The sequence below is a fragment of the Ferruginibacter sp. genome (assembly GCF_049840995.1).
Lineage (GTDB): Bacteria > Bacteroidota > Bacteroidia > Chitinophagales > Chitinophagaceae > Ferruginibacter.
In genome coordinates, this window is record NZ_JASGIP010000003.1 from 298099 (window position 1) to 321803 (window position 23705).

The 23705-nt window shown below is 42.2% G+C and carries 16 protein-coding genes; 8 read left to right on the plus strand and 8 right to left on the minus strand.

Translation table 11 applies throughout. From position 1 onward, the window contains the following. Nucleotides 1–138: 138 nt before the first annotated feature. A complete protein-coding gene (locus QM738_RS02835) occupies nt 139–3102 on the plus strand; it encodes a glycoside hydrolase family 3 N-terminal domain-containing protein (protein ID WP_462275169.1) in 2964 nt (987 codons plus the stop codon). A 131-nt stretch (nt 3103–3233) separates the two neighbouring features. Here the strand turns inward: QM738_RS02835 and QM738_RS02840 are convergent, their stop codons facing one another. The 4 genes from QM738_RS02840 to QM738_RS02855 all read right to left on the minus strand — a co-directional run bounded on the left by QM738_RS02840 (nt 3234) and on the right by QM738_RS02855 (nt 8373). Further along, nucleotides 3234–5456 carry a gliding motility-associated C-terminal domain-containing protein gene (locus tag QM738_RS02840; RefSeq protein ID WP_462275170.1) on the minus strand — a complete coding sequence of 741 codons (2223 nt, stop codon included), beginning with the start codon at nt 5454–5456 and terminating at the stop codon, nt 3234–3236. A 102-nt stretch (nt 5457–5558) separates the two neighbouring features. Further along, nucleotides 5559–6404, minus strand: a complete 846-nt coding sequence (locus tag QM738_RS02845) for an alpha/beta fold hydrolase (RefSeq protein WP_462275171.1) — start codon at nt 6402–6404, stop codon at nt 5559–5561. A 127-nt stretch (nt 6405–6531) separates the two neighbouring features. Next, complete coding sequence (locus QM738_RS02850) at nt 6532–6777, minus strand: DUF6814 family protein (RefSeq protein WP_462275172.1); 246 nt, start codon at nt 6775–6777, stop codon at nt 6532–6534. 21 nt (nt 6778–6798) lie between these two features. Next, the gene (locus QM738_RS02855) at nt 6799–8373 is read right to left on the minus strand and encodes an MFS transporter (RefSeq protein WP_462275173.1); all 1575 of its coding nucleotides are present in this window, start codon (nt 8371–8373) and stop codon (nt 6799–6801) included. Nucleotides 8374–8521: 148 nt separating this feature from the next. Here QM738_RS02855 and acs point away from each other — a divergent pair, with 148 nt between their 5' ends. From acs to QM738_RS02875, 4 genes are all read left to right on the plus strand, one after another. Continuing rightward, the gene (gene acs, locus QM738_RS02860) at nt 8522–10471 is read left to right on the plus strand and encodes an acetate--CoA ligase (RefSeq protein WP_462275174.1); all 1950 of its coding nucleotides are present in this window, start codon (nt 8522–8524) and stop codon (nt 10469–10471) included. A gap of 137 nt (nt 10472–10608) precedes the next feature. Then, on the plus strand, nt 10609–12753 hold the full coding sequence (locus QM738_RS02865; protein WP_462275175.1) for an FG-GAP-like repeat-containing protein: 2145 nt from the start codon (nt 10609–10611) through the stop codon (nt 12751–12753). A 134-nt stretch (nt 12754–12887) separates the two neighbouring features. After that, on the plus strand, nt 12888–14282 hold the full coding sequence (locus QM738_RS02870; protein WP_462275176.1) for an FG-GAP-like repeat-containing protein: 1395 nt from the start codon (nt 12888–12890) through the stop codon (nt 14280–14282). Further along, nucleotides 14245–15027 carry a CRTAC1 family protein gene (locus tag QM738_RS02875; protein WP_462275177.1) on the plus strand — a complete coding sequence of 261 codons (783 nt, stop codon included), beginning with the start codon at nt 14245–14247 and terminating at the stop codon, nt 15025–15027. The genes QM738_RS02870 and QM738_RS02875 overlap by 38 nt, the downstream gene beginning before the upstream one ends. A gap of 51 nt (nt 15028–15078) precedes the next feature. On the opposite strand, the gene QM738_RS02880 is transcribed toward QM738_RS02875, so the two are convergent. After that, nucleotides 15079–18012 (minus strand): M16 family metallopeptidase, encoded by a 2934-nt coding sequence (locus QM738_RS02880; RefSeq protein ID WP_462275178.1) that lies wholly within the window; start codon nt 18010–18012, stop codon nt 15079–15081. A 111-nt stretch (nt 18013–18123) separates the two neighbouring features. Between QM738_RS02880 and QM738_RS02885 the strand changes: the two genes are divergently transcribed. The 3 genes from QM738_RS02885 to QM738_RS02895 all read left to right on the plus strand — a co-directional run bounded on the left by QM738_RS02885 (nt 18124) and on the right by QM738_RS02895 (nt 20733). Beyond that, on the plus strand, nt 18124–19038 hold the full coding sequence (locus QM738_RS02885; RefSeq protein WP_462275179.1) for an alpha/beta hydrolase: 915 nt from the start codon (nt 18124–18126) through the stop codon (nt 19036–19038). A 20-nt stretch (nt 19039–19058) separates the two neighbouring features. Next, nucleotides 19059–20264 (plus strand): S-adenosylmethionine:tRNA ribosyltransferase-isomerase, encoded by a 1206-nt coding sequence (locus QM738_RS02890; protein ID WP_462275180.1) that lies wholly within the window; start codon nt 19059–19061, stop codon nt 20262–20264. An 88-nt stretch (nt 20265–20352) separates the two neighbouring features. Beyond that, complete coding sequence (locus QM738_RS02895; protein ID WP_462275181.1) at nt 20353–20733, plus strand: hypothetical protein; 381 nt, start codon at nt 20353–20355, stop codon at nt 20731–20733. Here the strand turns inward: QM738_RS02895 and QM738_RS02900 are convergent. The 3 genes from QM738_RS02900 to QM738_RS02910 form a co-directional block, all read right to left on the minus strand. Further along, entirely contained in the window at nt 20720–21319 is a 600-nt protein-coding gene (locus QM738_RS02900; RefSeq protein ID WP_462275182.1) for a L,D-transpeptidase family protein, read from the minus strand. The two genes, QM738_RS02895 and QM738_RS02900, sit on opposite strands and share 14 nt — an antisense overlap. A gap of 328 nt (nt 21320–21647) precedes the next feature. After that, nucleotides 21648–22523: an outer membrane beta-barrel protein gene (locus tag QM738_RS02905; protein WP_462275183.1), complete on the minus strand. Its 876-nt coding sequence runs from the start codon at nt 22521–22523 to the stop codon at nt 21648–21650. 19 nt (nt 22524–22542) lie between these two features. After that, complete coding sequence (locus QM738_RS02910) at nt 22543–23688, minus strand: anti-sigma factor family protein (RefSeq protein WP_462275184.1); 1146 nt, start codon at nt 23686–23688, stop codon at nt 22543–22545. Nucleotides 23689–23705 lie beyond the last annotated feature (17 nt).

Here is a 23705-nt window from a genome sequence, read left to right on the forward strand (position 1 = left end):
AATTTTCTGATTTAAAGGAGGTAAAAACTTATCAGTCAGCGGGAATATATACTTTATGGCCTGTAGTGTCTTTTTATTCCTCTATTGTAAAGTTAAAAAAACTTTTTCACAGTCTAAAGCCTTTAAAATCACGGATATTTGTCATTATTAAGTATTTTTATAGATATGATCAGGCACTACTTACTCCTACTTTCTTTTGTTATTTGCAGTACCGTTTCGCAGGCCCAGAACAAGGCTGCCGATGCATGGGTTGACAGTGTGTACAAAACACTGTCTAAAGAAGAACGCATTGCCCAATTAATGGTGGTGCGTTTATCTACTTATGACGGACGTACTAAAACCGTTACTTTCTTCGATTCGCTGGTTTCGGTGCTGATTAAAAAGTACAATATCGGTGGTATCTGTGTTTTCCAGGGCAGCCCGGTAAAGCAGGCCAATATCATTAACAGTTTGCAGGCACAGGCCAAAACACCCATCTTAATGTGCGTGGATGCCGAATGGGGCTTGGGCATGCGCATGATCGATAGTGTGCTGCCCCTGCCCAAACAAATGATGCTGGGTGCCATTTCCGATCCCAATATTATTTATCAGTACGGAAAGATCGTTGCGGAACAATGTAAGCGTGTAGGCATACAGGTTAACTATGCACCGGTGGTGGATGTGAATAATAATCCTAACAACCCTGTGATCAACGACCGCAGTTTTGGCGAGGATAAATACAAAGTGGCGCAATATGGTATTCAATACATGAAAGGTATGCAGGATAATGGTGTAATGGCTTGCGCCAAACATTTTCCCGGCCATGGTGATGTAGCGGTGGATTCGCATTTAGATCTGCCCATCATCAATAAATCGATGGAGCAACTGGATTCACTCGAACTGTATCCTTTCCGGGAGATATTTAAAGCGGGTATCGGCAGTGTGATGATCGCTCACCTTTCTATTCCTGCTATTGATAACACACCCAATAAACCTACTTCCATTTCTAAAAAAAATGTGACCGGTTTAATGCGGGATGAACTGGGTTATAATGGTTTAACCTTTACTGATGCATTGGAAATGCAGGGTGTAAAAAAATTCTATCCTGATGGCGCTGCTTCGGTGGAATCGCTGATAGCCGGCAACGACATGCTTTGCCTGCCCGGTGATATTCCTTTAGCCATCGAAAAAATTAAGAAAGCCATCAAGAGCAAAAAAATAAGCTGGGATGATATTGAAGCGCATTGCAAAAAAGTATTACTGGCAAAATATCAATATGGTTTAACAGAATGGAAACCGATCAATACCGATAATCTTACTATCGATCTGAACAGCCAGGTGCCTGCCATGCGTAAATTGGTAGCTGAAAATGCGCTGACCGTATTGCGTAAAACAGATGACATTTTCTTTCCGCTGCAAACAATGGATAAACCAGTTGCAGGAGATGTGGCTTATGTAAGCATTGGCAACACCATAGATAATACTTTTGCCAAACGCCTGCGCACTGATTATTCTGCAGATGTTTTTTATTTTGCTTACACACAGGATAGCTCTACTGTATCCGCATTGGTGGATCAATTGAAAAAGAGTTACAAAAAAGTGATCATCGGCATTCACAATTTTGCCCGTGCGCCACAAAATAATTTTGGCCTTTCCAAAACTGCGGTTGACCTTGTTACGCAGATACAACAGCAAACCAATGCCATCACTTTTGTGTTTGGTAATTGCTACGCGGTTAAAAACTGGTGCAATGCAAAAAATATCGTTGTTTGCTACGAAGATGATGATATCATTCAGAACACGGCAGCGGATCTTTTAGAAGGCAGGATCGGTGCAAAAGGAAAATTGCCAGTAACTGTTTGCGATGCATTTAAATTTGGCAGCGGCATTGCCACCACCGGTTTTTTTTTACCCCGCATTAACCCCGACGAAGCAGGCTTAGATCCTGTAAGACTGAATGATGTAGATTCTATTGTGAATGATGCTATAGCCAAAGGTGCAACACCCGGCGGCGTGGTGCTGGTGGTTAAAGATGGCAAGATCGCTTATCACAAAGCATACGGTTATTACACTTATGATAAAACAGAGCCTGTAAAACTGGAATCGATTTTTGATATGGCTTCTGTTACCAAGATATGCGCCACCACCATCAGCGTAATGAAATTGTATGACGAGGGCAAGATCGATATAAAAAAAACACTGGGCGATTATCTTCCCTGGGTAAGAGGTACTAACAAAGAATATTTATTACTGGAAAATGTTTTACTGCACCAGGCCGGCCTCGTGGCTTATATCCCTTTTTACAAAGAGACCATTGATGCGGAAGGTAAACCATTGGCAAAATTCTATTCCACCAAACCAACCGATTCTTTCAGCATTCGTGTAGCGGAAAATATGTACATGCGCAACGACTGGAGAGATACGCTGTACAAAAGAATTCTGCAAAGCCCGTTGGGTGAAACCGGTAAATACATTTACAGCGATAACGATTTTATTTTTTTAGGCAAGATCGTGGAAGCCGTTAGTGGTATGCCTTTGAATGAGTATGTACAGAAAGAATTTTACAATCCGCTGGCTTTATCCACAGCAGGTTTTAAACCCCGTAACCGTTTTAATCTCAGCCGCATTATCCCGACGGAGCAGGAAAAAACTTTCCGCCTGCAATTATTACGGGGCGATGTGCATGATCCCGGTGCCGCCATGTTTGGTGGTGTAGCCGGTCATGCTGGTTTGTTCAGCGACGCATACGACCTCGCAGTTATTATGCAGATGCTGCTGAATGGCGGCAGTTTTAACGGGAAAAAATACCTGAATAAAGAAACGGTGGAATTATTCACTGCTTATCACAGCGCCACCAGCCGCCGTGGTTATGGTTTTGATAAACCCGAAAAAGATAATGCCACCAGGCCTGAGCCTTATCCCTGCTTATCTGCATCGGCGCAAACCTTTGGGCATACTGGCTATACCGGCACCTGCGTGTGGGCCGATCCTGCAAAGAACCTCATCTTTATTTTCCTGAGCAACCGCGTTAATCCTGATGGCGGAGATGTAAATAAAAAATTACTCAACATGAATGTGCGGCCAAAAATTCATGAAGCCATTTACAAAGCGATGGGATTATAATCGCCTTCGGCGATTGAAAACGGAACACGGATTTTCAGGATTATCGGGAATTCCACAGATAAATCTTATTTAATCATAATCATCTTAAAAATCTGCGTTCTAAATCAACCACCGCAGGTGGTTATACAATATCATCTTCTTATTAAAGTGAATGTGCCGTGTACCAGTTGCTGCTGGTTGTTGGGATCTTTATAGGTGATCATATAGGTGTAGCCGCCAATGGGCTGATCGGCGCCGCGGAATTTTCCATTCCAACCCGAACTGAGGCTGGTGGTATGAAAGATCATTTGCCCCCAGCGGTTGAATACCCGCATATCATAATCGCTGATGCCCGATGCCCATGCGTTAAAAGTATCATTCAAACCATCTCCATTGGGTGTAAAGGCGGTGGGTACATAAAAATAATAGCCATTCTTCTCCAGCCGTATCGTATCCTGCAATGTGCAGGCCCCTTTTTTAGCCGATAAATAATACGTGGTGGTTTGTGTGGGCGTAGCTACAGCTGTTTGGCATAAGCTACAACTTAATGTAGGATGCGATTGCCAGGTAATAGTGCCGTTAGTTTGTGGTGATAAGGTAACAGCAACACCGGGCGTAAACCCCACCACATGGTTCACATTTAAAAAAAGGTCGGATAATAGTACATGCGTAGTAGTTATGATACGTTTGTTGCCGCAACTGGTAGTAAGATAAGCCGTATCCTTATCAAAAAATGGGGCGAACACCGGAACACCATCATACAATTGTCCATAACATACGGTACTGTCTTTTGCAATAAGGCTGTCAGCAGGCGTAGTAACATGCACCACATATTTGCTGATCAAGGTGTCAATACCGCAGGCATTTCTTAAAGTGTCAATAAAAACAGTGTCTTTGGTAAATACATGGCCCAGCACGGGGGTACCGCTGCAGATACTGGTGTCGTAATTATCTTTTTTCAGTCTTGCACCGTATTCAATAAATTCAAAACTTCGGGTGTATAAATAACCATAAGATACTTCGAAAGACTGCCAGTTCTTGTGCGTGATACTGGCACCTAAAAATCCGCCTCTTGTATTAGGTACCATCGACAGGTTGAATCCTTCATTATACAAAGAGGTGGAAGCTGGAAACTGGAAATTATTTTCGTGGTAATGAAACTGGTTGCCATTGTTATACAAGCCTACTTCCACACCGGTATACTGGATAAATCTTGGATAGCCGGGATAATAAATGTTGTTGTTGAATTCTTTGGCATAGGATGCAAAGATGGTGGAGTCGCAGCTGCTGTACACAATATCGCCTGCCACATCATTATCGGCATTACCATATCTTTTTACCCATTGCAGGCTGCCATCTGATTTATGTTTGCTGATGAAAATATCTGTGCCGCCAAAACCACCGGGCAGGTCGCCATCAATAGAATTGGTATTGCCGATACAAACAAAACCACCATCATTCACGGTTATAAAATTCCTCACCATATCGGTTTGGTTACCCCCGAATGCTTTTTTCCAGCTCACAGCTCCATTCTTATCCAGTTTCATCAAAAAAGCGTTGGCGCTCAAATGCCCGTCGGGAAAGAAACTGCTGTTGGGCGCCGTGCCGGATATTACAATACTCTCATCGTCCAGCAATTCCATATCGGTGGGCACTTCATCCAAAGCAGTGCCATAGGTCTTTTGCCAGATGATGCTGCCGTCTACTCCGCTGATCTTTACCAGCCAGATATCTTTGCCACCCTGGTAGCCCGTTACATCACCATCAGATGATTGCGTGGATGCCAGCAGTAAATAATTATTATCTTTAGTGCGTTTGATACATTTCGCATACTCGGCACTGTTACCTCCATAAAATTTAAACCACTGCACTTTACCGGTGCTATCCATTTTATACACGAGCAATTGCGTACTATCCCTGTAATTACTAAGCAGGGGATAATGATAGGCTGTATCCCAGGTAGTACCATTCACATCTGCCAGCACGATCATATTCTCACTGGTATCTATTTCAAGATCTTTAGCGTAACAGGTGGCAGCGCCAATCGTTTGTATCCATTGTGAAAAACCATATTGGTTGTTGCGTAAAACAGCAATACCGCTGGAATAAAAACTCTGAAAATAAGTACTGGTGGCAATACCCTCCGGTCCGATGGGTGTGTTGGAATTATTATCGATAGAATTGAACAATACAGCTTTTGTATCCTTACCCGATTTTTTAATTTTTGCTAAAAGATACTGGTACCTGCCGCCCCATTGAAAGTTATCGTAAGTAAGCTGGTTCAATGGCCAGTTGTGCTGGGTGTATTGGGCATTGGTTCCGGAATGGATAAAGCAAAAGATCGCGATGAGAATAAGGTTTGGCAGTAGTTTCATTGGCGCCCGGGTAAATATTTATATAAAGATAATATCCGGCTGCTGATTACACAAAGAGGCTCTTTGTTTTTTGAGAATCGTGGCGCTAACTCAATGATACTGTTACTGTAAGCCCAATAAAATTTCTTTCAGCCTGTCCCTGTTCTTCCAGGGTATTTGATGATCGGCGCCGGGAATGGTATCGGCTTGTATGGAAGCTGCATGTACCATCATCTTTGTGCCATAAGCAATATTTTTTATCGGCACCCAGGTATCTTTATCGCCATGTACAAATAAAACATTGCAGGTAACCTTTTTAAAATCTTCCTGCAAGGGCAGCAGGTCTTTCTTTAAATATAACAGTTCCGTATTGCTGGGACCAAATGCGCCGGGCAATAACCAATATAATGGCCGCACATTCATAATATGCCGCCAGGTTTCTTTTGCTTCCTGGCTGATATCGATGGCGCCTGCAATGATCACGATGGTTTTAAACAACGAAGGATTATCGGCAGCCAGCTTTACCACCACAGGCCCGCCCAAACTATGCCCTGCCAAAAACATCGGGTGGTTGGTCTTTAATTTTTCCAGTACGGGTAATATCATTTTACACTGATCCTGCAGGTGCATGGCTTTTCCAAAATCGCTGTACCCAAAACCCGGCCGGTCAATAGCTACTATCCGGAATTTCTGCCGCATGGCCGAATCCCACATATACTTCATGTAATTCATCCAACTGCCGGGGCTGCCGTGTATAAACACCAGTGTGGGCAAACTATCAGGACCGCATACTGCATAATGCAGGTGCCTTTCGTTGATCAATGTATCATGGATCACCAACGGTACTTGTTTGGATTTAAATACGCCGTAAGCTTTGCTATCACTCCAGCGGTTGCGCATAATAAAACATTGCGCCAGTAATATCCATAGCGCCAGCAGTGTAAGGCTGTACAATAAAGTTTTCCGCATAATTTTTTTAAAACGTGCAGAGGGCATTTTTGTTACAGGGATTTATTTTTTTTATTACACGAATTGGAACGAATTACACGAATCAGCGAAAATAAAATTCGCGTAATTCGTTTTAATTAGTGTAATGTTAACTTAACTCTTCTGAATTTTCGGGCAGCTTATCGTATTCACCTTTTAGTGCGTAGTAGCCAAATATCATCAACCCTATTGCAATGGGTGTGAATATGGTGATGATAATGATCCATGGAATAGGTTTATTGATATCCTTTGTGCCATTGCCGATATTATGCACTGCACCCGTAATTAAAAAATAGATCACCACAGGTGCAATGATCATCCATACAATACCCATTATTTTTTTTAACTGGTCCATAAAATATTTTTAGCAGGTTCTTTAATCGTTTACTTCTTTATCAATTTTATTATTGAGGTACAGGGCGCCGATCACAAAACACAATGCCGCCACACCAATAGGATACCATAATCCTACTAACGGATCGCTGGTAAATGTAGCCGATAATAAGGTGGCAATAAAGGGCACCAATCCGCCAAATACACCATTGCCGATATGGTAAGGTAAACTCATGGATGTGTACCGAATTTTTGTCGGGAACAATTCCACCAAAAACGCCGCCACTGGTCCGTATACCATCGTTACAAAAATGATCATGATCCATACCAGCCCAATGAATTTCCATTTTAATCCACTGGTCAATATCTTATCAGAATACGTGTGCTTTTTATCTTTATTTTCCCAGGCACCGCCCTCTTTTCCAAGTCCTAATGTATCTACATAGGTTTCGGTGAATTGTATGCCTTCAGTTAATTGCCATACGCCTTTTACATGTTTCAGCAAAGTGGTGTCGCCATTCTTCTGCACTACTGTATCCATTTTTATGGAAGGGTTTGCCTGGTGCATACTTACATAACGCATACCTTCATTTTTATCCATCCACTCTTTTGCATCCGCATCTTTCAACAGCGTTTTAAATATCGGCCGGTAAAAAACCACGCCCAGTAACATACCTGCAAGCATGATCCACTTTCTGCCGATCTTGTCACTCAATGCGCCAAATACCAGAAAGAAAGGCGTTGCCAAAGCAATGGCCCATAACAATATCTCACGGTTCTGCATAAACTCCAGCTTCACCGTATTTTCTAAAAATGATTGTGCATAGAACTGGCCGGTGTACCATATAACGCCCTGCCCCATTACCGCACCAAACAATGCCAGCAATACCATTTTAAAATTGGCTTTGTGGCCAAAGCTTTCTTTTAGTGGATTCGTGGATGTTTTTTTCTCCGCCTTCAGTTTTGCAAATACCGGCGATTCATTCATCTTTAAACGGATATAAATAGAAACCCCCACCAGCAAAATAGACATCCAGAAAGGATAGCGCCAGCCGCCCCATTCTGCATTGAATGCCGCATCGTCGTTCACTATTTTTCTTACCCCCATAATAACTCCCAATGCCACAAACAAACCCAGTGTGGCCGTGGTTTGTATCCATGCGGTAAAATAACCGCGGCGGCCTTCGGGTGCATGTTCTGCCACATAAGTAGCTGCACCGCCGTATTCACCACCGAGCGCAAGGCCCTGTATCAATCTTAATAACAATACCAGCAATGGCGCCGCCATGCCAATGGTTTTATAAGATGGCACTAACCCTATTAAAAAAGTAGAACCGCCCATTAATACCAGCGTTAACAAAAAAGTATATTTCCGGCCAATAAGATCGCCCAACCGGCCAAATACCAGTGCACCGAATGGCCTTACCAAAAAGCCCGCAGCAAAAATGGCCAGCGTGCTCAGCAGGGCCGCCGTATCATTGCCTTCGGGAAAGAACTGTGTGGAGATGGTTTTAGCCAGCATGCCAAAAATGTAAAAATCGTACCATTCAATTAAAGTGCCCAGTGAAGATGAGAAGATAACCTTGCCAATTCCTTTGGTAGAGTTTGCAGTTGCCATATAGTAAAACAATTGACTGGGAAGATACATCGTTTTTTAACGCAACCGTCCTGTAATGTTGTTGCAGCAAAAAAATATGTACAAAATTCTTTTTTAATACCATTAAATCAATTGGTATCTATAATTTTGGAGGAGTTAAATCACTATCATGTCATATCCTTATCAGGTAAAATCATTCGACGATTATAATGCGGCCTATAAAAAAGCGGTGGAAGACCCCGAAGGTTTTTGGGCAGATGTTGCAGACAATTTTTTATGGCGCAAAAAATGGGATAAAGTGCTGGAATGGAATTTTACCCAGCCAAAAGTGGAATGGTTCAGGGGCAGTAAACTAAATATCACAGAGAATTGCATTGACAGGCACCTGGAAAAAATGGGCGACCAACCCGCCATCATCTGGGAGCCAAATAATCCTGAAGAAAGGGTAAGAGTGGTGACTTATGCACGACTGCATAAAAGGGTTTGCCAGTTTGCACAGGTATTAAAGAACAATGGCGTAAAAAAAGGCGACCGTGTTTGTATTTATATGGGCATGGTGCCCGAGTTGGCCTATGCAATTTTAGGGTGTGCCCGCATTGGCGCCATACACAGCGTGATATTCGGCGGCTTCAGCGCACAAAGTATTGCTGACAGGTTGGAAGATGCACAAGCCGAATTTATTGTTACCTGCGATGGCGCTTACCGCGGCGGAAAAGATATTCCTTTAAAAAGTATTATTGATGATGCACTGGTTGGTAATAAAACAGTGAAACGTGTGATTGTTTATACAAGAACAAGAACCCCCGTATCAATGATAAAAGGCCGTGATGTATGGTGGGAAGATGAAATGGAATATGCTGAAACACAGGTGGAAAAAGATGGTGTGGTGAGTTTTCCGGCAGAAGAAATGGATGCAGAAGATCCCTTGTTTATTTTATACACTTCGGGCAGCACGGGCAAACCAAAAGGCGTGGTGCACAGCTCAGGAGGTTATATGGTGTGGACCAACTACACTTTTGTAAATGTATTTCAATACCAGCCGGGGCAAATACATTTTTGTACGGCCGACATTGGCTGGATAACCGGTCACAGTTATATTGTATACGGGCCTTTAAGCGCCGGTGGTACTTCTTTAATGTTTGAAGGTATTCCTACATTTCCCGATGCAGGAAGATTCTGGGATATTGTAGATAAACACAAGGTAAATATACTGTACACAGCGCCTACGGCTATACGCAGTTTGATGGGTTTTGGTTTAGACCCTTTAAAAGGCAAAGATCTTTCTTCTTTAAAAATACTCGGTACCGTTGGCGAACCCATCAATGAAGAAGCATGGCATTGGTACGATGAAAATATCGGCAAGAAAAAATGCCCCATTGTAGATACCTGGTGGCAAACAGAAAACGGTGGTATCCTCATATCTAACCTGGCGGGTGTTACCCCATCAAGACCGGGATGGGCCACTTTACCCTTGCCGGGTGTACAGCCGTTGCTGGTGGATGAGAATGGAAAAGAGGTAACCCAAAAAGATGAACATGGTTTACTCAAAGGCAACCTTTGCATTAAAGCGCCCTGGCCATCTATTATCAGAACTACCTATGGCGATCATGAACGCTGCCGCACCAATTATTTTGCAACTTATCCTGAATTATATTTTACCGGCGACGGCGCTTTAAAAGATGAAAATGGTTTTTACCGCATTACCGGCAGGGTGGATGATGTATTGAATGTGAGCGGTCACCGCATTGGCACTGCCGAAGTGGAGAACGCCATTAACATGCACGCCGGCGTGGTGGAAAGCGCCGTGGTGGGCTACCCGCATGATATAAAAGGACAGGGAATTTATGCTTACGTGGTGGCAGATGCGTCCAAATCATCCAACAAAATGGATGATGACCTGAAACGGAAAGACATCCTGCAGACTGTGACCCGTATCATTGGCGCTATTGCCAAGCCCGATAAGATACAGTTTGTGAGCGGCCTGCCCAAGACCCGCAGCGGAAAGATCATGCGCAGGATATTGAGAAAGATCGCGGAAGGTGAGACCTCTAGCCTGGGCGATACCTCTACCCTGCTGGACCCCGCTGTAGTGGACGAAATAAAGGATGGAAAATTGTAGGAACGGTTAATTGTTTTGATCTAATCTCAATATTTTTATATACTAATTGTTTTGTTCACGAGTATATGAGAAGTTTTTATCGTTTATTTTGCTTGTCGGTTGTATATAGCCTTGGTTCCTGTGCGGTTCACGCACAAATGAAAAGCACCTGCGATCCGCAGGATATTAAATTGCTTTCCACCGTGAAACAAACTGCAGGCACGTTGCGCATGGCGCATATCCTGGACAGCATGAACCGTGTTGCCAATCCCGAGGATTTTATGGTGATGAATGCAGAAAAAGTTGACCTTATCAAAAAAAAGCTGCTCACAGAGAAAGATGCCAACAAAAGGGTGAACCTTTATTTTCAATATGCAAATGAGTCGCTGAACGCCGGCAATACGGATGAAGCCATTAATGTGCTAAAGCAGGTAATGACTGCTCTCGGTGCCACGGGGCAAAATGTCACTGCAGAAAATAAGCCTCTCTTTGATCAACTGGCAATTGCGTATATGCGTAAAGGTGAGTTGGAGAACTGCGCTGCCAATCACAACCCGCAAAGCTGCATCATCCCCATACAAGGCAATGGCGTTCATAAGCTCACGTCCGGGTCGGAGCAGGCGATCGAAGTATATAAGACCATTCTTACCAAATTTCCCAACGATCTGCAATCAAGATATCTATTGAATGTTGCCTACATGACATTGGGCAAATACCCTGCAGCAGTGCCGCCGCAATGGCTGATCGCATCGGGTGTTTTCACTGAGAACAAGACCAGCAATATTATTTTAAAAGATGTGGCGGCAAAAAAGAATGTGGACATGAATGGCATCGCAGGGGGTTGCGTGGTGGAAGACCTGGACAATGATGGCTTGCTGGATATTATGGCCTCCTCTTATGGTATCAACGACCAGGTAAGGTATTTGCACCAGCAAAAAGACGGCAGTTTTAAGAACGAAACGCTTGCTTCAGGATTAGTTGGCATAACCGGTGGATTGAATTTAATTCATGCAGATTATAATAATGATGGATTTGCCGACATCGTTGTACTGCGTGGAGCATGGTGGGGTAAAAATGCACGGTTTCCTTTTTCGCTTTTAAAGAACAATGGTAATAATACTTTTGAAGATGTAACTATTGAAAGTGGTTTGTATTCTCCTGCACCTACACAGTCAGCCACCTGGGTGGATTTTAATAACGACGGATGGATCGACCTGTATGTGGCACATGAGGATTACCCGGCGCAGTTATTCATTAATGAGAAAGGAAAGTTCAGGGATGTTGCACCGCAATATGGATTGAACACTACCAACTTTGTAAAAGGCTGTATATGGGGCGATATTAATAATGATGGATACCCGGATTTATACGTTTCTATATTTGGTGAGCCGAATAAATTATGGATCAACAAACCCGGCGCCACACCCGGCGAAAGAGCTTTTGAAGAAATTGGTAAAGCAGCCGGCGTGCAGGAACCCATCGTGAGCTTCCCCACTTTTATTTTTGATTATGACAACGATGGCTTCAATGATATTTTCGTTTCCGGTTATGGTACCCGTAATGAAGCAAAAAAATTAGCCGCAGAAGATGCTGCAACCGATATGCTGAAGCTGGCGCCTTTTTCAGAAACACCCCATCTTTATCATAACAATGGCAACAATACTTTTACTGATGTAAGCAGGGCTTGCGATATTGATCATGTGGCGTATACCATGGGCTGCAATTTTGGTGATATTGATAATGATGGATGGCTCGATTATTATTTAGGTACAGGAGCACCGGCGTTTGCAAGTATTGTTCCCAATAGATTGTACCACAATCTTGGCGGCAAAAAATTTGAGGACATCACGTATGCTACTAACACCGGTCATATTCAAAAAGGGCACGGTGTTGCTTTTGCAGATATTGATAATGATGGCGACCAGGATATTTATGAAGTGATGGGCGGCGCTTACGAAGGCGACCAGTTCCGCAACGTACTTTTTGAGAACAGCTCTGTTAACAATAACCACTGGATAAAAATAAAATTGGAAGGTGTTACTGCCAACCGTTCAGCTATTGGTGCAAGGGTGAGGATAAAAGTGAAAATGGCAGATGGTACAACGCAGAATTTTTATCATACGGTAAATAATGGGGGCAGTTTTGGTTCCCGCCCGTTAAGAATTGAGGCCGGCCTGGGCAATGCCGCAGCTATTGAGGAAATAGAAGTGCAATGGCCCAATCAAAAACAAACTAAAGACATCGTTACCGCTATTGCGATGGACACTATAATAAATATCAAAGAAGGGATCGGCAAACTTTAATTAAATGTTCATTACAAAAAAGAAGAGGTCCTGCTAGCCTTGCATCCTGGCTTTATATGACAAGAGGGGCATTACGTTTGATCAGTATCGCATGGATCTGCTTTACTGCTGATTGTTTTACTTGCGCTGCGCAGATGAAAAGTACCTGTGACGGAGATGGCACAGTGCTGATTTCATCGGTGCCACAAACAAAGGGCACATTAAAAATGGTGGCCCTGCTGGACAGTATTAACCGTCACGCCAACCCGGAAGATTTCCTGGTAATGAATACACAGCGTGGAATACTCTTCAGGAAAAGGTCAGAAACAGAAACTGATCCTAATAAAAGACTTATACTTTATTTCCAGTACGCACAGGAATCGCTGAATGCCGGCAATACAGATGAAGCCATTAATGTATTGAAGCAGCTGATCGCAGCTATGAAAATAACTGTAGATAACCTTACTCCTGCATACAAACCTTTATATGATCTTTTGGCTATTGCGTACATGCGTAAAGGTGAGTTGGAAAATTGCGCCGTCAATCACAATCCGCAGAGTTGCATCATACCCATACAGGGCGATGGCATTCACAAATTAACTTCCGGCTCCTCATCAGCTATTGAAGTATACAAAACCATTCTCACCAAATTTCCCGACGACCTGCAATCAAGATATTTACTCAATATTGCGTATATGACACTGGGTAAATATCCCAACGAAGTGCCCAAACAGTGGCTGATCGAATCGGGTGTATTCACACAAAACAAAACCAGCAATATCATTTTAAAAGATATCAGCGCCAAAAAAGATGTGGATATGAATGGTATTTCGGGTGGTTGTGTGGTAGAAGACCTGGATAATGACGGATTGCTGGATATCATGGCATCTTCCTATGGTCTTAACGACCAGTTACGCTATATGCACCAGCAAAAAGATGGAACTTTTAAGAATGAAACACTTTCGTCCGGGTTAGTCGGTATTACCGGGGGGTTAAATCTTATACATGCTGATTATAATAATGATGGCTTTGCAGATATTGTTGTGTTGCGTGGCGGCTGGTGGGGCAAAAATGCCCGCTTCCCTTTTTCGCTTTTAAAGAATAATGGCAACAATACTTTTGAGGATGTAACTTTTGAAGATGGCCTGTATTCTCCTGCACCTACACAAACTGCGGCCTGGGGTGATTTTAATAATGATGGCTGGCTCGATCTTTTTGTAGCGCACGAAAATTATCCCTGCCAGTTATTTTTGAATGAGAAAGGAAAGTTTAAAGAAGTATCAGCGCAATATGGCTTGAACATCACTGCCTATGTGAAAGGATGTGTATGGGGTGATATCAATAATGATGGTTATCCCGACTTATTTCTCTCTACACTGGGTGCGCCTAATAAATTATGGATTAATAAACCCGGTGCCATTGCCGGCCAAAGAAAATTTGAAGACATCAGCAAAGCTGCAGGTATTGAAGAACCTTTATATAGTTTTCCTGCTTTCTTTTTTGATTTTGACAATGATGGTTTCGATGATTCTTTTTGTGTCGGGTTATGATACCAAACGTTTTTCATTTGTAGCAGAAGATGCAGCACGTGATATGCTGAATATGCCAGCGGTGGCGGAATTACCGCGATTGTATCATAATAATGGCAATAATACTTTTAGTGACGTTAGTGCGGCGTATGGCGTTAATCATGTGAATTATGCGATGGGCTGCAATTTTGGAGATATTGATAATGATGGCTGGCCCGATTATTATTTGGGTACCGGTGCACCGGAGTACACCAGCATCATCCCGAATAAATTGTACCATAATATCAACGGTAAAAAATTTGAGGATATCACCTATGCCACCAATACGGGGCATATTCAAAAAGGCCATGGAGTTGCTTTTGCAGATATTGATAATGATGGCGACCAGGATATTTATGAAGTGATGGGCGGTGCGGTGGAAGGTGATCGTTTTCGTAATGTATTGTTTGAAAACACTTCTGTTACCGGTAATCATTGGTTAAAATTAAAGCTGGAAGGAGTTACCGCTAACCGGTGCGCTATTGGTGCCAGGGTGGATATCGTTGTAAAAATGCCGGATGGCAGCACACAACATTTTTACCACACCGTTTCCAGCGGCGGTAGTTTTGGTTCACAAACATTAATAGTGCAGGCTGGATTGGGCAAAGCGGTTTCCATTGAACAAATAACCATTCAATGGCCTACTGCCAAACAAACCAAAGAAGTTATTACAAATATTTCTTTAGATACGATGGTTCGAATAAAAGAGGGTTTGGGGAAACAATAAATAAAAAATGCCGGGCTTTACGCCCGGCATTAAGATCATGTTGATGAATTATCAATACCCGAATAATTCTTCCAGCGTCAGCCTTTTCAACTCACCATATTTTTTCATCGCGTCTTCTGTCACCTTTTTATCAGAAGCTACTACGCAATAGGTGTAAGGTTTATTGGCAATATATTCTCCATGGAATTTTTTCAATTCGTTATACCCGATCTTATCAACAGCAGCATACGTTGTTTTACGGATATCGGTACTCAATCCTTTTTGCTGTGCGGTCAGGTAATTAAAAATGATACCATCCTGTGTGATACGTTGTGTTTCGATATCTTTTTTGATACCATCACGGGCAAACGTAACATTGGCGGCAACATTGGGCAGATCGTTCAGTAATTCATTCATCGCCACAATGGATTCGTTGAACTTATCGGCCTGGCAACCTACATAAGCCAGTGTATAAAACGGATCTTCTTTTTTATCAGGCTTTGCATAAAAAGCAAAAGTAGAATAAGCCAGGGCCTTACTCTCCCTGATGGTCTGGAATACCAATGCTCCCATACCACCACCAAAATAATTATTAAAAATGTCGATCACCGGTTCCTTATCAGCACTGTACGGTGCGGTGTTCCTCACCCAGCGAATCTCGCTCTGCACCATATTATAATCGGCAAAGTATACCTGGTTCTTGGTTTGTTCAATGGTGGGGAATTTCATTTTTGCATCGGCTGCTTTAAATGCTGCAGGAATAACGTGCACGGTTTTTAAACCGGTTGTCAATTGTGCCAATGGTTGCGGACCATAATACAATACCTTGTGCGAATAGCTGTTAAGACCATGCAACAGGTCCACCAGTTCATCAGCAGTAGTGTTTTTCAATTCATCATCGCTTAACACATAATTGAAAGGATTTTTACTACCAAACCTTGCATAAGCAACCAGTCCGCTCATGATAGCCGCTTTGTTGGCTTTGGCGTCTGTTCTTGATTTTGATATCCTGGCCTTCAGCGCTTTTAAGGCAGCTTCATCTGCTTTGCAATTCTTCAATACATCTTCAAATAAGGTAACCGCTTTGGTAAAATTCTCCTGCAATCCTTCAATGGTAACAGTGGTGAATTCAGCAGTAGCAGCCACATTAAAGCTACAGGCGATCTGGTAGAAAGCCTTGGTAATATCTTCTGCACTCATTTTATCGGTGCCTAAAAACTGCAGGTATTGTGCTGCAAGACTCAGTTTTCTATTGTTCCAGGTACCCATATCAAAGCGGTAACGCAGGCGGAAAATGCTGTTGTCTTTATTCTGTACATACAACACTTCGGCAGGGCCAATTTTTGATTTCTGCAGGTTTTTGTTATAATCCAGCCAAACAGGTTTTACTACGCTGGCAGGCATATCATTTACCTTTTTTACAAATGCTGATTGTGCATCACGGTTGGTTTCTACAGGAGTGATAGGTGGTTTTTCCACTTTCACTACGTTCTTATCTTCACCTTTACGTTTGTAGATATACACGTAATTATCTTTAAAATATTTGTTGGCAAAATCAACAATATCTTTTTTAGTAAGTTTTGATAACTGGTCCGTATAAGCCACCTGGTCTTTCCAGTCCAGTTCAGAACTAAAGGCATCCACCAGGTCGCCGGCGCGGCTGCCATAAGATTCAGTAGCCAGTATCTTATTCTTCTTTTGATTATTAACAATAGACGTGATCAGGCTTTCATCAAAATTTCCTTTTTTCAAATTATCGATCTCACCCAGCATCAATGCTTTTACATCATCCAGCGACTGGCCCAGTGTTGGCGAACCCTGCATAAACAAAACACCATAATCGATCAGCGTAAATGCAGATGCAGATGCCCTTAATAATTTTTGTTTTTTAACCAGGTTCAGGTCCATCAAACCAGCTTTACCATTCGTTAATATCTGCCCTACAAGATCAGCAAGTAATACATCTTTATCTTTATTACCGGGCAGGCGGAAACCGATGGTTACACTTTCTGCATCCGGTCCTATCACTTCAGCTGCAATGGGAGCTGTAATAGGTTGCTCTGCTTCAAAAGTATATTTTGGTACTGGTTTGTTCTGCATGTAAGAAAAAGCAGCATCTACTTTTTTGATCATTTCATCCGGATTAAAATCACCACTCATAACAATACCCATATTATTAGGCACGTAATACGTGTTGAAATATTTCCTGATCTCGGTGAGCGATGGATTCTTTAAATGCTCAATGGTACCGATGGTGGTTTGCTTTCCGTAATTATGGTTCTTGAAAAGCTCTGCAAATAATTTTTCAAAAACTTTTCTGCCGTCATTATCCAGTCCACGGTTCTTTTCTTCGTACACTGCTTCTAGTTCGGTATGAAAAATACGGAGGATGGGATTGCGGAAACGTTCGCTCTGCACTGCCAGGTATTTATCAATAGCGTTGGAAGGAACATCGTCTGTGTAAATAGTTTGTTCAAAAGAAGTAGAAGCATTAGTGCCCTGTGCCCCCATCGAACTCATCATTTTATCATACTCGTTGGCAATAGCATATTTTGAAGCCACGCCGGAAACTGAATCGATACGGTGATAAATCGCTTTACGTTTTTCAGGATCAGTAGTATGATTGTATTCTTCGTACAAAGCATCGATCTTATCCAGTTCAGGTTTTTCTTTGGCCCAGTCTAAGGAACCAAATTTATCCGTGCCCTTAAACAGCATGTGCTCCAGGTAGTGCGCCAGGCCGGTATGATCAGCCGGATCGGTCTTGCTACCGGCCTTGGTGGCCACATAGCACTGAATGCGGGGATCTTTGTTGGTAGGGCTTAATATTACTGTAAGCCCGTTCTTTAAAGTATAAAACCTCGTTTTGGAACGGTCGTTGGTCACATATTTATAGGTGTAACCACCGGCAGTTGCTTCCTTCCATTCGTACTTGCCGGTTTGTGCAAATGCAGTGGCGGTGCAGGCCAGCAGCATTACAAAAAACAGTTGTTTTAATGTTCTCATGCTATAATTTGTTTTAATTGAAAATGAGGGGCTAAAATACTGATTCCGCCGGTTAAATTTACCGTTGCACCAATATTATTAGTTTACCTTTGAAAAACTTTGTTTTTATCTATGAAAAAGATCGGGAAAATTTTATTGCGATGCCTGTTGGTACTATTTGTACTGCTGAATATCATCACGGCTTTTCATGCCTATAAATTCACACATTTTTATAATGCAGATGAAGCAGCTACGCAAAATAAAACAGCAGCTATCTTTTTCGGTATCAACGCATACAAGCAAAAAAATGCAGTACCCGATACCAGTTACGAAAAAGTGATCCTGACCACAGCCGACTCCTTAAAACTGGAAGGCTGGTATACAGCAGTTGCCAATGCAAAAGGAACAGTTTGTTTATTCCATGGGCATGGCGGCACCAAGAGCGGTACTAACAGGGAAGCTGCAGTATTCCGGCAGCTGGGGTTTAATACATTTCAGCTCGACTTCAGGGCGCATGGCAACAGCGAAGGCAATACCTGCACCATTGGTTACAATGAAAGCGAGGACGTAAAACTTGCCTATGATTTTATACAAAGCAAAGGCGAAAAAAATATCCTGTTATGGGGTATCTCCATGGGTGCCGCAGCTATTACCAAAGCCGTTAACGATTATGCAACGATAAAGCCTGCCAGAATTATTTTAGAAATGCCTTATGGCTCCATCACCGAAGCTGCTGAAGGAAGGATAAAGATGATGGGACTACCAGCCGAACCACTGGCAAGGCTGATCACCTTTTGGGGCGGCGTGGAGCATGGCTTCTGGGCATTTAATATGAAGCCGGTACAATTTGCAAAAAAAATTGAATGCCCGGTATTACTGCAATGGGGCAAAAATGATCTCCGGGTATCCAGGAACGAGATCGATAATATTTACGCCAATATCCATACTGCAAAAAAATTAGTAGTGTACGATAATGCCGCTCATGAAAGTCTTTGTAAAAAAGAAGCTGAAAAATGGCTGCAGGAAGTCGCTGATTTTTTAAAATAATTTTCCAATACCTTTTCTCCATGCACCCAAAAGATATTTCTATACTCGATTTTACTTATGATCTTCCCGAAGAAAAAATTGCGGTACACCCATTACAGCAAAGAGATCACTCAAAATTGCTGATCTATAAAGATGGGAATATCAGCACCAATGTATACAGCAGTATTGATCAATACCTGCCGGCCGGCAGTTTACTGGTGTTTAATAATACCAAAGTAATCAAAGCAAGGATATTATTCACCAAACCAACAGGTGCCGTTATTGAAATATTCTTACTGGAGCCTTACGGTACAGATTATACGAAAACATTAACTGCAACCGCCAGCTGCCAATGGAAATGCCTGATCGGCGGTGCCAGCAAATGGAAGGAAAAAGAATTGTTGATGAAATTAGAAGAAAGTGAATTGCGGGCAAGCCTGGTGGAGAAATTAACGGACGCTTATGTGGTGGAGTTCAATTGGAACAACAATATTTCTTTTGCAGAGATAGTGGAGCAGGCCGGTAATATTCCCTTACCACCCTACATTAAAAGAAAGGTGGATGAAGCAGATAAAGACCGTTACCAGACCATTTACGCAGCGCACGATGGTTCGGTGGCTGCACCCACTGCCGGTTTGCATTTTACCGAAACTGTTTTTGAAAAATTAGCAGCTAAAAATATCCGCCGCAGTTTTGTTACACTGCATGTGGGCGCCGGCACCTTTAAACCTGTAAAGGCCGAAAAAATGGCTGCGCATGAAATGCATGCCGAGTGGATCGATGTGAGCATAACCACTATTCAAGAGATCATTGCAAAACTGGATGATACAATAGTTGCCGTTGGCACAACTTCGCTGCGAACAATTGAAACCCTTTACTGGATGGGGGTTAAAGCATTGCTGCAGCCTGCATCCACACAGCTGGATATTAAACAATGGGATGCTTACGAACTGCTGGCACCTGGTCAAAACATTACTTCGAAAGAAGCTTTGGAAGCTTTAATTGCCTGGCTGCAAAAAAATGAGCTGACGCAATTATTTACGCAAACGCAAATACTTATTGCACCGGGTTACCAATTCAGGATAGCAAAAGCTATTGTCACCAATTTTCACCAGCCGCAATCAACACTGCTGCTGCTGGTTGCTGCAGCAATTGGTAATAATTGGAGAGAGATTTATAACTACGCTTTAGAAAATGATTTCCGTTTTTTAAGTTATGGCGATGGGAGCCTGTTATTTATAGAATAGTAACTGCTCGTGTTAAATTTTCAACAAACATTTTTAAGAAAGATATTTACTGGCCCACTGTTTTTAATTTCATAGAAAATTAAAAAATATGAAAACGATCTTTACACTTTTGCTATTGTTCATTACAACGATTAGCGTCAACGCTCAAAACACCGACAAGGAAGAATATTTAACAGCCCGGACTGTAAGGAGAGGTTTAAACAACAGCTATGTATTGTATGTTGATTACAGTACTGCACAGGGAAAAGATTATCTTGATCCTACTGACCCTGTTTATGACAGTACGGGGCATACCGTTAAGTTCAGATCAGAATCTGCAGCTTTAAATTACCTCGCTAAACAATCATGGGCGATAGTGACCGTCATACCCATAACCTCGCAAGGATCATTTACTGAAACCAAGTATATTTTCAGGAGAAAAATAACGGGTGATCAACCTTTACCTTTGGTTAAGCCTACTGCTGAATAGTAACCGGCGTGCCTACGGGGATATAACTAAAGAGGTCCTTTATTTCAGTATATTTAACTGAAACACAACCGTCCGTCCAGTTATAAAAATTATCCACGGTCCACTCTTCATCGGGGCGGGTAGCGTGTATGGCTATGCCATTACCAATTTTAGCCGTCTTGGGGATGATACCTTTGGCCATGCGGTCGTTGAATTTTTTATAGCTGTCATCATTGGGGTAGTCCAGCAAAAGTTCCGGCCCCCATTTTGGATGTATCTTCTTAAGGATCACTTTAAATTTTCCGTCGGGGGTGCGCCTGTCCCCTTCTTTTTGTTTATCGCTCAGGTCTTTGCTGCCAAAAACAATAGGGTAAGTGGCGTACCATCCTTCGTCGTCGTACACTTTCAGTTCGTAATCACTTTTGTCAACAATAATATAATAGGGATTTTCGGCAGTATCGGCAGCGGTCGTTTTTTTGGGAAGTTTAGCGGTACGGGGTTTAGCAGAAAAACTGGATTTTCTTTTCTTGGTCTTGTCTGTTGTAAAAGAAACCAGTGCTACCAGCGAAAACAATAAAAGAAAGTGATTAAAACGAACGGTTTTCATACTTAAATTAATTTGTAGTGCTATTACTCAAACGCCATGCCACGTAAATTTATTTCAATCATGTGAATAACATTAACAAATTATATGGAATGTGGAAAAATTACTACCGTACAATACGGTTGCTGCACTTACCTGTACAAGTAAAACTACGCAGCACGATCAATAATTAAAATCAAAATTATTATACGTGCAATAGATAAAGCCATTTGTAAATCATTGGTTATTGTGCATAAAAAATCCCTGCCTTGGCAGGGATATATGTTGAACTCAACCCCTCGCCTGTTTACACCCGGGGTTCAACAGGCTTGGGAATGAGTGAGAGAGCTTTTTACCAGTTGCTGAAACGTAAGCCCACGGTATAAGGTCTTATATCCAGGCTGTGTTCGTACATTGATTTTGGACTGTAGCTACCGTAAAAGTGTACAGGACCAAGACCCAGTTCACCCACATAGCTGAATTTAAAACGCTCCATATCATAATCACCTTTGTTACGGTCTTTACCGCGTTCGCCGCTTTTTTGTTTATTGCGTTGGCTGTAAAGGTAGCCTGCACTAACGCCTGCGCTGATACTGATGCCTTTTTTGTGGCTGCCGGGATTAGTGGTAAAGTTCAGCATAAAAGGTACGGTGAGGTAATCGGCTGCCAGTTTGTTCTTTGTAAACGAAATGGAATCCCTGAAGATGAATGGTGCATTGGTTTGTGTACCGGCAGTGTAAGGAATATAACCGCCTTCTTTATAGCTTACAGAAGATTTATAACGATAGTTATTCAGCTCCAGTCCAAAACCGTATTTTAAGTTTACGTAATGTTTTATCACGTTCAGGCGCTGCATAAAGAACCAGATATTCACATTAACGCTCTTGCCTGTACGCAGTTTAAAATCATTTTTATCTAAACCAGGGTAACCAGGCCTGTTTTTCAGGTAACCGTCTGCTGTAGCAGTAGTGTAATTGGTTTGATCGTTGTAATTAGCAAAACCAAGGTCCAGTATCCACCAGTTGGTGCTTACATTGGAGTTCTTTTTCTTTTCGTTGTTCTTACGGCCCATGGTGATATTTACATCTTTATCTTTTTTGCCGTTCTTAACGATGATGATACCGCCGATGCGTATCGTGTCTGACTTTTGTTTTTTAGTACTGTCTGTTTGTGCTGTTGCCGCTGAGCAAATGATTGCTGCTGCTAAAAATGTAATTAGCTGTTTCATGTTTCAAATTTTAAAAAAATTATTTAATTGCGATGTCGAACCCGGCTATCTTGATGCCGTTACCGGTTTTAACGTTGGTGGTTCTTTCCACCAGCCTTTTTACTTTGCGGAATAAGCCGCCCAGTTTGGATTTCTTCGCCTTTTCATCATCGGCAGAAGTATTGTCGTTATCGCCTTCGGTAAAGTTGGTATTTAATGCATATCCATTAACCACCGTATTATTGCTGAGTCCGTTATTCTGCACATCAACTGAAGGCCTGTTTCCGGAGTTTAGTTTATCAGCTGGTGTGTTTATAGATTGTACGTTTGCGTAGTCTGCTTTGTTACGGTTGGTATTGTTAAAATTATTATAATCAGGTTTAGGTAAGTTATTGCTCGGTGCTTTTATTTCAGGTTGTTCTACAGCAACATCTTTATTATCTTCTTTAGGTGCGGTAGTTTTAGGTTGCTGTATTTTATTGGTAACAGGTTGATTATTTTTTTCTGTTGTTGATTTTATTACAGTTGCAGGATTAACAACGGCAACATTGGTACTATTGGTATTGGTTACGGTTTGTTGTGGTGTTGGTATAACAGGTGCAGTGGTATTTTTTTCCGGTGCAACAGTTACCGGTGCAGTTGTTTTTGTTTGCGTACCCGATGCTACAGATCCGGCACCGGTTTCAGTTGTTCCGTTATTTTTATTAAGTACAGATACAGTGCCCCAGGTACCAAAGCCCAGCAATATGGCTGCAACAGCAATTCTCTTCCACGGAAATGCAACCACTCTTCCACCTTCTTTCCTGTACAGCGATTGCTTATCTGCAAACACAATAGTTTCAGGTTGCAGTTTGGTTTGCTGCAATATGGCCAGTTCCTTTGCGGCTACATCATCCTGTTCCACCAGTTTTTTAACATGCAGTTCATCAGCCTTACCTAATTCCCCATCTATATATAGTAACAGATTTTCCTGCAGCGTTGGATGCTCTTCCTTAAATAAGCTGCTCTTGTTATCAAAAATCAGCTTATCGGGTTTAATTACGGTTTGCTGCAGGACGGATAATTCTTCCTGCAGGTCGGCATTTTGCTGTACAAATAACTCCACGGCATTCCTGTCCGCAGCAGATAATTCATTATCCACGTACAGTAAAAAAAACGCTTCGTAATTATGACGGTTGATGCTCATTGTTCATGGTTGATGGT